This is a genomic window from Microbulbifer sp. JSM ZJ756, assembly GCF_044383805.1.
Taxonomy (GTDB): domain Bacteria; phylum Pseudomonadota; class Gammaproteobacteria; order Pseudomonadales; family Cellvibrionaceae; genus Microbulbifer; species Microbulbifer zhoushanensis.
The window spans coordinates 18732-30891 of the sequence record NZ_JBISER010000009.1; the positions used below are offsets into that span (position 1 = coordinate 18732).

Annotated in this window: 9 protein-coding genes; 3 read left to right on the top strand and 6 right to left on the bottom strand. The window is 55.5% G+C overall.

Annotation, left to right across the window (positions count from 1 at the left end):
- Nucleotides 1-4: 4 nt before the first annotated feature.
- Nucleotides 5-1327: a cellulase family glycosylhydrolase gene (locus tag ACH6CX_RS14380; protein WP_237063182.1), complete on the top strand. Its 1323-nt coding sequence runs from the start codon at nucleotides 5-7 to the stop codon at nucleotides 1325-1327.
- 181 nt (nucleotides 1328-1508) lie between these two features.
- Here the strand turns inward: ACH6CX_RS14380 and ACH6CX_RS14385 are convergent, their stop codons facing one another.
- The 4 genes from ACH6CX_RS14385 to ACH6CX_RS14400 form a co-directional block, all read right to left on the bottom strand.
- On the bottom strand, nucleotides 1509-3152 hold the full coding sequence (locus ACH6CX_RS14385) for a beta-mannanase man5E (RefSeq protein WP_396675633.1): 1644 nt from the start codon (nucleotides 3150-3152) through the stop codon (nucleotides 1509-1511).
- Nucleotides 3136-4476, bottom strand: a complete 1341-nt coding sequence (locus ACH6CX_RS14390) for an AGE family epimerase/isomerase (protein ID WP_396675635.1) — start codon at nucleotides 4474-4476, stop codon at nucleotides 3136-3138. Before ACH6CX_RS14390 ends, ACH6CX_RS14385 begins: the two co-directional genes overlap by 17 nt.
- A gap of 3 nt (nucleotides 4477-4479) precedes the next feature.
- Complete coding sequence (locus ACH6CX_RS14395; RefSeq protein ID WP_237063188.1) at nucleotides 4480-5655, bottom strand: glycosidase; 1176 nt, start codon at nucleotides 5653-5655, stop codon at nucleotides 4480-4482.
- Between the two features lie 98 nt (nucleotides 5656-5753).
- A complete protein-coding gene (locus ACH6CX_RS14400) occupies nucleotides 5754-7634 on the bottom strand; it encodes a sodium:solute symporter family protein (RefSeq protein ID WP_396675638.1) in 1881 nt (626 codons plus the stop codon).
- A gap of 249 nt (nucleotides 7635-7883) precedes the next feature.
- Between ACH6CX_RS14400 and ACH6CX_RS14405 the strand changes: the two genes are divergently transcribed.
- Both ACH6CX_RS14405 and ACH6CX_RS14410 read left to right on the top strand, forming a co-directional pair.
- Nucleotides 7884-8879, top strand: a complete 996-nt coding sequence (locus ACH6CX_RS14405; RefSeq protein ID WP_396675640.1) for a LacI family DNA-binding transcriptional regulator — start codon at nucleotides 7884-7886, stop codon at nucleotides 8877-8879.
- A 217-nt stretch (nucleotides 8880-9096) separates the two neighbouring features.
- Nucleotides 9097-10284, top strand: a complete 1188-nt coding sequence (locus ACH6CX_RS14410; RefSeq protein WP_396675642.1) for an AGE family epimerase/isomerase — start codon at nucleotides 9097-9099, stop codon at nucleotides 10282-10284.
- Nucleotides 10285-10786: 502 nt separating this feature from the next.
- Here the strand turns inward: ACH6CX_RS14410 and ACH6CX_RS14415 are convergent.
- Both ACH6CX_RS14415 and ACH6CX_RS14420 read right to left on the bottom strand, forming a co-directional pair.
- Nucleotides 10787-11371: an NUDIX domain-containing protein gene (locus ACH6CX_RS14415; RefSeq protein WP_237063202.1), complete on the bottom strand. Its 585-nt coding sequence runs from the start codon at nucleotides 11369-11371 to the stop codon at nucleotides 10787-10789.
- Between the two features lie 51 nt (nucleotides 11372-11422).
- Nucleotides 11423-12106: a hypothetical protein gene (locus ACH6CX_RS14420; protein ID WP_396675644.1), complete on the bottom strand. Its 684-nt coding sequence runs from the start codon at nucleotides 12104-12106 to the stop codon at nucleotides 11423-11425.
- Between the last annotated feature and the right edge of the window lie 54 nt (nucleotides 12107-12160).

Genomic DNA, 12160 nt, shown 5'->3' on the forward strand with positions numbered 1-12160 from the left:
CGTAGTGAAAACAATAACGACCATTGCACTAGCCGTGGCGACAGCAGTTACCGGCTGCGACCAGCAACAAGCAAAGGCGACCACAGATACTGCTCATGTGCCAACCAATGCGTTTGTACACGTGCAAGACGGACAATTCCAACTGGACGACCGCCCCTACCGTTTTACCGGTGCGAACTACTGGCATGGCGCCTACTTGGCTGCGACGGATCCCGAACGCCTAACCCGCGAACTGGACCTGATGGCGACCCACGGCATTGACAACCTGCGAGTACTGGCACTTTCCGAGCAAAGCAGTCTGTCGCGCAGCGTTAAGCCCGCAGTTGTTACCGCGCCGGAGCAAATGAATGAAACACTGCTTCAGGGGCTAGACCGCCTGCTGGCGGAAATGGAAGCGCGAGATATGAGAGCGGTCCTGTACCTGACCAACTTCTGGCAGTGGTCCGGTGGTATGTCGCAGTATCTGGTATGGCACCAGGAAGCCACTCTGTACGACCCGGATGTAAGCGGCAAGTGGGATAAATATATCGAGAACACCACTGACTTTTATCGCTGCGCTCCATGCCAGAGACAGTATCTGGATAGCGCCGCCGCTCTGAGTCAAAGAATAAATAGCATAACCGGGACCTTGTACCGGGAAGACCCCACGATCATGGCCTGGCAACTGGCCAATGAGCCGCGCTCAGGGGGGGCATCGTTCGATGCATCCCGGGCCAGGGACTATGTACGTTGGGTCCAACAGAGCGCAGCAATCCTGGACCAGCTCGCGCCGTATCAGCTCGTGAGTAGCGGCAGCGAAGGACTCGCCGGCACCCAACAGCAGGCCCAGGTCTACCTGGAAGCCCACGATACCGATGCCATCGACTATCTCACCGTGCATCTGTGGATCAAGAACTGGGGCTGGTTTGACGCCAGTAATCCGGAAGACACCTACCCGGTTGCTGTCAACAAGGCGACAGACTATTTGAGCCGTCACATCGAGTTTGCACAGCAACAGGAAAAACCCCTGGTACTGGAAGAGTTTGGCGTTGAGCGGGACGGTGGCAGCTTTTCACCAAATGCCGACACCAATTACCGGGATCGCTTCCTGGAATTTATTTATCAGAGAATCGAGAAGAGCAGCAGTACCGGTGGCCCATTGGTAGGATCGAACTTCTGGACGTTCAGCGGCTATGGCCGCACCGACAACCCGGAATATCGGTGGCAGCCAGGCAGTGATTTTCTGGGGGACCCTCCCCAGGAACCCCAGGGCCTGAACTCGGTATTCGATACGGACACCAGCACGCTGGCTATCATCCGCCGCCACTCGGACAACCTAAAGCAGTAAGCTATAACTTGGTCTATAGTGCCGGGCCACACTTCATCATCGGTCACCACTTCCCCTAATCCCTATTCCGAAAATAAAAAAGCCGCTGCGAGTTTCCTCAACAGCGGCAACCAATGAGGTTGACGAGGCAATTTACTATAATGCAATGAGACTTTGCGTAATTTAGTGCAGATACAGTTCATTAGTCGGGCGTACAATAGGACTGTGAATTGGATGGCTCCGATTCGCCGGCCCCATTGACCGCTGTCAGCCGATAGAGTTTGCAGCGCACTTTCGCAGCGGAATCCGCCTTAAGCTCTGAGCTTTCCAGGCTCGCCGTTATGGTGTAAAGATCCATGGTTTCCGGATCCCAGCCATTTTCTGCATCGACCAGCTTGTCTGCGAGTAACGTCCAGTCTTCACCATCGTCTTCCGATACATAAAGCCGATAATAGCGACCGGTGGGAGCACCCATCCAATTGACTTCACCAGTTTCGGAGATAGGGTGTAGCAGTGGTGCCTGGGGTACTGGCCAGGAAGTGGAAAATTTTTTCGCCCGTTCACTGAAAGAGAGCTTCGCCTGTGCCTCACGGATCATTTCGATAACGGCGAGCTCGTTATTGCCATCGTTCACTGTAAATCCTGGCAGGTGATAACTCATATGCCCATCGGACTCGTAGTGCCAGTAAAAACCTCCCGCCTCACGATGTCCGCGATACCCCCACACAAGGGCACCGGCCACAGCGGGCTCATTGACCCAGGCATCCGTAACCGCGCGGATGGTTTCAATAGGCTGTAATCCGTATTCGCCGATAAATAAAGGCTTGTTGAACTTTCGCGCCAGTGCGGCCTGTTTGCGCACCACCTCCGGCGACATATAACCGCCGTAAAAATGGTTGGACTGCAGATCCACGTTAGGGTCGAGTAAGCCGAGAAATTCTCCGCTTTCGATATCCGCAGATCCCGGTGGATGGGTGTAGTCCGCCTGCTGATCGCCATCAACCACCAACTGATTCGGTGCGAGACGCTTGAACAAGGCGGCGGTCTGCGCGAGAAATTCCTTATTGGTGCCGCGTAGTTCATTACCGGTTTCCCAGGCCATAATGGCTTTTTCTTCGCGGTATTCACGCCCGGTGCAGCTATTCTGACGGGTCAGTAGCTCTTCAATAATGGAGGCGTAGGCCGCAAAGGTTTTGCTGTTTACGTCATACAGCGGGCCGTCTTCCTTGGTATCACCATCACCCTCACCAACCATATTGGCCAGTTCATGCTTACCACCCCACCAGCTCCAGTGGTCGATGACGGGCACAATCAGACGCAAGCCGTACTTATCTGCCAAATACACCATGCGGTCATAAACCTGCATTGCGGATTCATCCAGTTCGATAGACCCGGTCTGTGGGTTTTTGACGATATGTGCCGGCATATTTGCACGCACATCCCGTGGCAGTTCGATATCGTCCACCGAGAGGGTGTAGATCCGCGTAATACTGTGGCCGCTGTACACCAGTGCCTTGATCCAGTTGACCTGCTCGCGCGCCGTAGGCCAGCGGAAGTGATCGGACTTGCCGATGGTACTGCCCTTTGAGGCTACATCGTCTTCAATGCGATGCAGTTCGGTGGCGTGCAGGCCGATAAAACGCACCGGCTTGTCGCCATCCAGCAACTGGATTCCATCGCGACGGATAAAATGTTCGAAGCCGGTAAACGCTTCGACCTGTTCGGAACCGCCAGGCAATTCAGGAACCTGACAGTGCTCGGGCAACGGATCGCTGACGGATTTTTCACAGCCACTCACCGTCAAAGCGGTCAGAAGCGTAGCTATGAGACTATGCAACGGTTTCACGAACAGCCTCCTCCTGTATTTTTTCATCGGATTCCTGCTGAACCAAACGTGCGAGGCGCTGACTCACTTCCATCATGGCGCGCCCGTTGTGATAGGGACCTTTCCAGAATCCAAGCTTGTAGCGTTGATCGCCCTTGCTCGCGCGGTACAGCGAGGCGTGGTACAGCCATTCACCATCGTCGTGATCAATCTGGAAGGACTTCACGTACTTCCACACAGCATTAAACGCTCGGGCGTAGTCATCGCTACCGGTAACTTCCCACATGTTCAGGAATCCCACCAGAGCTTCTGCCTGCACCCACCATTCGGAGTCCAACTGGCGTGCGTGGGTTTTGAAATCAAAGTGATCCAGCACCTGGCCTCGCTCGCCAATGCCCTCACGCAAACAGGATTCGCCCAGTGCGCGTACCAGCGGCATGTAACGGGCCTCTAACCCGTGATCACCGAGCACTTCCAGTGCTTCCTCCAGCAGCCAGCTGCCTTCGATATCGTGTCCGTAGGAATAACCACCGGAAACATCTCGCCATTCCATATCCAGAAACAGGCGCAGATGTCCATTTTCTTCGTTGACGATGTATTCACAGAACCACTCGATACTTGCGCGCAGCGCCGTAGCCACCTCTTCTGTGGGTAGCGCGCGATAGAGGCCGGTATAGGCCTCCAGCACGTGCAGGTGGTTGTTCATGGTTTTCGGTGCGTTGAGATCTTTTTCGCTCAGGCGGAAATCGGAAACCGGGCTCCAGTCGTGGGCTACTGCTTCCACATAACCACCGAGCGAGCGATCCACACAGTGGGCTTCGATCTTGCGGAAATACGCCTGCGCCTTGTCCAGTGCCTGCGTATTGCCGGTCAATCGATAAAAGCTGGCAAAACCGTAAATACAAAATGCCTGAGCATAGGTCTGTTTTTTCGCCTCGCGCACTTGGCCGCGATAATCCAGCGACCAGAAGGCACCGCCGTATTCGGCATCATCGAAATACTGAACAAAGTAATCAAAAGCGCGCTGGGCCAGCGCGATTGCTTCCACATCGGATTCACCCTGCGCGCGATGGTGCAAACCCAGTTCGCTGAAGAACCACAGGATGCGCGCATTCAGCACCACACCCTTGTCCGCCTGCGTATGGGGGATGTTGTACACGCTGACTTCGCCGAGAAATCCTCCATGCGCTTCGTCCAGCGAATGGTCCCGCCACCAGCGGGCGATGTCCTTAAGCTGATGGTTGAACTCGGGAATCAGCTTTGTCAGTGCGTCTTGTTGTGTGCGCTGCGCTTCCGGCGCTACTGCTTCCAGGCTTTCCATCCGGGTATCCATCTGGCGTTCCATGATTTACAGATCCCTGAGTACCGCGGCATTGCGTTCGATCAGATCGATACGAGTCTGCACGGAAGTCGCGGAGCGCAATCCGTCTTCCGGGGTATTCACACAGTAATCCACCAGTTGCTCGACAGAACTGGTCGCCACGTGCAGCCGGGTATCGGAGGAGGCGTAGTAGAGGTATACCTTGCCCTGCTCTTCGATCCACCCGTTGCTGAATACCACGTTGGAAACGTCACCAAGGCGCTCACTACCTTCTGGCGCAATCAGGTGGCCGGCGGGACGGTGAGTTACTTCCCACGGGCGGTCGAGGTCGGTCATGAACATGTACAGCACATAGCGCAGACCGGCGGCGGTATTGCGCACACCGTGAGCCAGGTGCAGCCACCCCTTGTCAGTTTTGATCGGCGCCGGGCCCTGACCGTTTTTCACTTCCTTGATGGTGTGATACACCTTGGTGTCCACCAGCGATTCGTTCAGGACCTCGGCATTTTCCATGGACTCGGTAAGACCCCAGCCGATGCCACCGCCGCTGCCGACACTGATGAAGCCATCCTGTGGGCGGGTGTAAAGCGCATACTTGCCACCAACGAATTCTGGATGCAAAACCACGTTGCGCTGCTGACCGCTGTGGGTAATCAGGTCCGGCAGGCGCTGCCAGATTTTCAGATCGCGGGTACGGGCGACACCACATTGGGCAACCGCCGCGCTGGCATCGTTGGGCAGGGAATGATCCTTGCGCTCCGTACAGAAGAGTCCGTAGATCCAGCCATCTTTATGCCGGGTAAGGCGCATATCGTATATATTGGTATCCGGATCTTCGGTTTCCGGCATCACAACCGGCTTTTCCCAAAAACGGAAGTTATCCACGCCATTATCACTTTCCGCCACCGCAAAGAAGGATTTGCGATCCACACCTTCCACACGCACGACGAGCAGGAATTTGTCATCCAGCTTTATGGCACCGGAATTGAGGGTCGCATTCACACCGAGGCGCTCCATCAGGAAAGGATTACTAGCCTCATTCAGGTCATATCGCCAGACAATAGGGGCATGATGTCGGGTGATAATCGGGTTCTGCCAACGCTGATAAATCCCGTTGCCACCTTCCGATGGTAAATTTTTTTTGGTGAGCAGGGCTTCCTGTTGTTCGATCAGCGCACGCACTTTCTCAAGGTGACTAGACATATTTCACTCGGCTAACTCTAATTTTCGGTGATGGTTTGTATTAATAGGTGGCACTTATATGTATGCCATATTTCTTCGAGCCAGCGCATGGAAGCGGATCAACCTGCCGCAGCTACCGGACTCCGCCCTGAGATATGTTCAGGCATCTTAATTTGCTCTCCGAGCTCCGCATCGGGATCATCACGCATCAGTCGGTACCAGTTTCTCCACAGCAGATAACTGGTCAGTGCAATCACGCCCATAGAGATGGAGAACTCGGTCCAGCGCTGTATCACCATGAAAATGGGCGCGGCAGTAAGTGCGGTATGCCAGACAAGACCGACCGCACAGTTGATGAGATCTCGCTTGCACTCGGTATTGCGCTTGAGGTCCGGGTGCTCCACCAGCAGGGCCTGATGCACCGGTTTCCAGAAGCCCCAGGGCCGGGTTCTGAAATAAAATGTCTTCAGGGTTTCGATGTCGTCTGCTTTGGTCAGCAGAGAACCGGCGGTACTCACGGCCAGACACAAAGCAAACAGTCCGGGGAATGCGTAAAGCGGCGAAATATCGGTAAACATCATGGGGATCGCGGCCAGCAGGCCGGCGAGCATGCCGTAGAAGTAGCCGAAACCGTTCATACGCCACCAGTACCACTTGAGGATATTTGCCGCGGTGTATCCGCCGTACAGTGCGCTTACGATCCAGAGGATGATTGAGTTGAGTGACGGTGCGAACAGGCCGATACCGGTACCCAGGACTACAAATGTGACGGACACCAAGTAACTCATACGCACATAGGTTTTCTCATCGGCATTCTTGTTGAAATAGCGTCTGTAAATATCGTTGACCACATAGGCTGGCGCCGAGTTGGTGGTCGCGGCAAATGTCGACATAAAGGTGGCCAACAGTCCGGCCACCACCAACCCGAGTAAACCCGCTGGGACGTAATTGGCAAGTGCGAATGGCAGAATCTGCTCGAAATCGACACTATCTCCCATCGCCTGCAGGTCGCCGACAAAGAAAACCAGGGCGAGAATTGTCAGGCCTGTGATCATCATGTAGCGCGGGAACAACAGCACCAGATTTACCAGCCAGCTCATCTTCGCCGCCTCTACCGGGGTACGGGCGGACAGAATCCTTTGCATGTCGTAGTTGGGAGCCGGCCCGGCCATGCTCTGTAGAATGCCTTTTAGCAACACCAGCATGAAGAACACCGAGAACAGCGACCAGCCGTCATCGACGATGCGCTGGTTGGCGCTGTCGAGAATACCGTTCCAGTCGAGATCAAGTGTGTGCCCGAAGTTCATGCTGAACCAACCTTCAGGCACCGCGGCGCGCAGCATTTCTGGAGAAACCTGATACATGGCAATCAGCCCGATCGCCACACACGCAACGGTCATGATGACAAACTGCATCACCTCGGTAAGGACAACCCCGAACATGCCGCCTTTCACTACGTACACCGCCGTGATTGTCGTGAGGATCAGGCCATAGTAAATCTCGTTATTATGTGGATCGGCCGAGAGCTGCCAGGGCATAAACGCAGCGGCGAACTTGCCAATGCCGACGAAGCCGTAGGCCAGGTAGCCGAGTACCACTAGCAGTGCAAACCCGACGATCACCAGGTGGGAGAGCTCAGCACCGCGTCCTTCGCCAAACCGGAAGCGAATCCAGGCAGCACCGGTCATTACACCCGAGCGGCGTAGCCAGATAGACAGAAAAATCATCAGAAAAACTTGGTTAAAGGCGGGCCACAGCCAGGGTATGTAGATACTTTTCAGGCCATAAATAAACAGCAGGTACACCATCCACATGGTGCCGGAAATATCGAACTGACCCGATGCGTTGGACAGCCCGAGGTAGTACCACGGCAACTTGTTGCCGCCTAGAAAGTAGCTCTGGATATTCTTCGATGCCTTGCGGGACACCCAGAACCCGATAAACAGCGACGCAAGTAGATACAGCCCGATTACCGTGAGGTCTATAGGTGCAAGGCTCATAAGGCAGCTCTTCTCTCTATTATCGCGTGGCGCGGTATTAGTCCGCACTCTTCAGTTTATTGGGGGCGACCAGGGGTAATCCCCTCATAACAGCCCGCCAGAAATATTAATGTAACCGGTTACAATCAAATTTGCTAGAGCTTTCTTGCGTTTTCCGGTAACTTTTCAGGCCTCACAAGCCACAAGTGGCGTTCCTGAGGCGGGCCGTACCTACCGGTATGGCGATCCAGCTACCGATGGTCAGAGAATATGTCGAGTATTAGGGAAGTGTCGCGAGTAGCGGGCGTCTCCATCGCTACCGTCTCCCGGGCGCTCAGCACACCGGAAAAAGTCTCCAAGGAAGCACTGCGCAAGGTCCGCGACGCCGTTGATAAGGTGGGTTACCGCCCCAACATGATGGCGCGCAACTTCCGAGCAGTACGCGCCTACTCAATCGTCGTTCTGGTACCGAACCTCTCTAACCTGTTCTTCGCCACGGTAATTCGCGGTATTGAAGATGCCGCCCAGCAAAAAGGCTACAGCGTTCTACTCGGCGACACCCGCGACTCCAGCACCCGCGAAGAGGAGTACACGCGGCTGGTAGAAACCCGCCAGGCCGATGGCATCCTGCAGCTGCGCCCGCATATTCCTGGCAAATCCCTGCAACCCAAGGCTGACATTCCCATCGTTTCTGCCGCCGGCTGCGAAGACACTCCCTACCCTTCCGTGCGTATCGACAATGCCGGCGCTGCCGAGGAGGTGGTCAATTACCTGATCGCCCAGGGGCACCGGCGCATTGGTGTGCTGGCGGGACTGGCGGAAAACCCCCACTCCCGAGACCGACTACGGGGATATCGGGCGAGTCTGGAGCGCGCAGGCATCCCATTTGAAGAGGACCTGCTGGTAAACGGCGACTTCACCATGGGCTCCGGCCTGATGGCTGCGAACCACTTTGCACGCATGAAGAACCGCCCCTCCGCCATTTTCTCCATGAACGATGAAATGGCCATCGGTTGTATTCAGGGACTGAAAACAGCAGGAATTCGTGTGCCAGAAGAAATGTCTATCACCGGCTTCGACGACATCGAATTTGCCCGCTACAGTGATCCCCCCCTCACAACAGTCGCCCAGCCAGCAGAAGAACTGGGACGAGCCAGCTTCAACACCCTGCTGGAATTGATCGAGGGCCAGGAACTCCAGCAGACGGAAACCGTTCTGTCCTACGACTTCGTTGTGCGCAAGAGTACACCACCTCGCCCCCGCTAGCCCGACACCTCCAGCACAAGCGGGTTTTGATCCCGACCGCTCGTTGGCGCGGGATGCCCTCCCCGCCACAAACTCAGCAACATCGGCCTGACCGGAATCATCGTTGTAACCGGTTACATAAAATCGCATAATGCTCTCTAAGATAGTGAAGACGCTCCATCGCAAGCAATTGTAACCGGTTCCACTTTGAAATGTTTTGCCAGAAAAGGTCAATTTAATGTCTCTGAATATCAATCATTGGACACAAAAGCTGGAGAACTGGATGATCAGCGCCGCCCTCCCCCTTTGGATGGCGCAGGGCTTTGACCGTGCAAGTGGCAGCGCCCATGAGCGCCTCTCCCCCGAAGGGCGCCCCGACAGCGACTGCCCCAAGCGGGTCCGAGTCCAAGCGAGGCAGATGTTCGTGCTGGCGTGCGCAAGCCGACGTGGCTGGGTGGAAGGTGCCGACGGTATTGTGGCGGACTTGGATCGTTTCGTTACCCGCTACGCACAGCACCCCAGCGCGCCGCAGGTGTATGTACACGTACTCAACAGTGAGAATGGCATTCACGACACGCGCCAGGATGTGTATGACCTGGCCTTCTTTCTCCTAGCCTGTGCCTGGCGGTTTCGAGCGTTCAATGACAGCTCTGCATTGCGCAAGGCGGAAGCGTTGATTCAGCACCTGGACGTGTACATCAAAGGCCCTCGTGGCGGCTGGCTGGAAGGGGACTACCACACAAAAACTCGCAGGCAGAACCCGCACATGCACCTTCTGGAGGCATTTATCGCCCTCTATGATGCCACCGGTGATGGCCGCTGGCTGGCCCGGGCAGGCGAAATTTTTGCCCTGTTTGAAAATTGTTTTTACGACAGCCAGAATTGCGTCTTGTTGGAGTATTTCCATCACGACTGGCGCCCTCTCAGCGATGACGAAGGCCAGGAAGTGGAGCCCGGACATATGCTCGAGTGGGTCTGGCTGTTACATCAATACAGCCAGCGCAGTGGTGCACCTGTGCGGCGCTATACCGAAACCCTGTATCAGCGCGCACTGCAGTTGGGAACGGAACCGGAAACCGGACTGCTGTACGACGCCGTCTCCGTCCGGGGCAGGATCCTGAAAGCTAGCAAGCGCTGCTGGCCACTGACGGAAATGATCAAAGCGAGCCTCTGCCAGGCAAGTGCGGGGGACCAGAAAGCGGAAAACCATGCCGCTCTGGGCATTCAGCTGCTCTTCAGGTATTACTTCGACGACAGGATTCCCGGCCTCTATATCGACCAGCTCGATGCAGAAAACCAGATCGCCAACAATCTGGCCCCGGCCAGCACTCTATACCACCTGCTGGTAGCCACCACCGAAGCCGTGGATTACAGCGCTGCGGCCAAACTGAAATTGAGGGCAGGCTATGAAGCAATTTCCAGTTGATGATTTAAGGCCTGAGGCATTCTCGGCCGGGTGCCGAATCAACTCAATAGAACCATGCCCAGGGTATTGGCCTTGATATCAGCCTGGAAAAATGGCGGTTGAATATCCTCCACTTCAATAATGAGCCACAGCTTCGGCTCATCTGGCGGCCGCTGCGTTCGCAACCGGTTTAACTGCCGAATCACGACGGTCAGGGCTAATTAAAGCCTCGGCAACAACAAGCAGAGTCAGCTGGTGGCCAGTGTGAGTCACTTTGCGACTCGGCCTGGGGCACCACCGCGCTTAGTGCTCGCGTGCTCAGCAGCCGCAATGTTAGAAATGTCGGGATTCCCCTCATTACCATGAATGCCTTGTTATAGTTATTTGACTTATTGAGCCCCATTTACCAACTTGGCGTACTCACTTGCTCTCAACATCTGAGTAAGCGACATAAGCATTGTTTTATCAATATAACCCTGAAGACTTGGCTATTTTCGCCCAAAAGAACCGTGTCTGGACATCTTCATGCTTCCAATAACCGCGAAATTTTCAGGTGCTGGAGCAACATGATCGTTTTGGCATCACGAATATCACCACTGCCGATCATGCTGAACGCCTGGTCAAATGGTAACTCCATAACCTCGATATACTCCTGCTCAGCATCCAGCCCCCCTCCCGGGGCAACTTGATCCCCTTCTGAGTACCGGGCGATATAGAAGTAAAGCTTCTCGGTTACCGATCCCGGCGACATATAGACTTCAAATACTTTCTCTACCGCAGAAACCCTGTAACCGGTTTCTTCCCAAGCCTCACGAATAGCACATGCTTCGGGGTCTTCTCCCTCCAGCACGCCCGCACAGGCCTCGACCATCAAGCCGGAGCGATTGCCGTTGACAAAAGTAGGAAGCCTGAATTGCCTGGTAAGCACCACTGACTGCCTCTTCGGGTTGTACAGCAACACCACAGCGCCATCTCCGCGGTCGTACACCTCCCTCTGCTGAGTTTCCCACCGCCCCTCCGGATTCCGGAATTCAAGCGTGTACCTTTCAATTCTTGACCAGTCACTGAACAGCACTTGTCTTTTCAAATTTCTAACAGCATCTGTCATGCTAATCTCCTTACGAACGCCTTTTTACTTCCTTCCCTGCCATCCTTCACCTTACACGGATGCTTTCTTCCCCAGAAAAATCGTATGCCGCGCTCCCTTTCCCGGACGCTCGCGCACGGTCTTGACCTCGACCCTGAAGCCGGCCTTCTTCAACCGGTTGACATACATGCTGTCAGGCCCCGCCGACCATACTGCCAGCATGCCGCCCGCAGTCAGGCTCTCGTAGATACAGCTGGTGCCCTCAAGGGAGTACAGCCAGTTGTTGTCGCTCTGGGTCAGCCCCTCGGGGCCGTTGTCCACATCCAGCAACACCGCATCGTATTCACTGTCACCCCTCTCCAGCAGCTCTCGCACATCGCCGATATGCACCCTGGTGCGGCTGTCATCCAGGGGCCGGCCGGCACAGTCGCCCAGGGGGCCGCGGTTCCACTCCACCACCTCGGGGATCAGGTCGGCGACGATCACCTCGGCGCTGGGCGGCAGTACCTCCAGGGCGGCGGCCAGGGTGTAGCCCATGCCCATGCCCCCCACCACCAGCCGGGCATTCTCGCTGGTCTTCAGGTGGGCGCAGCCCAGCAGCGAAAGCTCCCGCTCACTGTTGAAGCGACGACTGTTCATTAATTCGCCACGGGGGCCGGACAGGGAGATGGAGAACTCCTGATCACGCTGGCGCAGCTTGAGTGTGCCGCCGTTGTTGGGGATCTGGGCGGTGCCGAGTTCGATCCAGGGTTTCATGGAGGTGCTCGCTATGTGGCGGTGGAGGTGGGGCAAGCAATGTATCATAAAGCG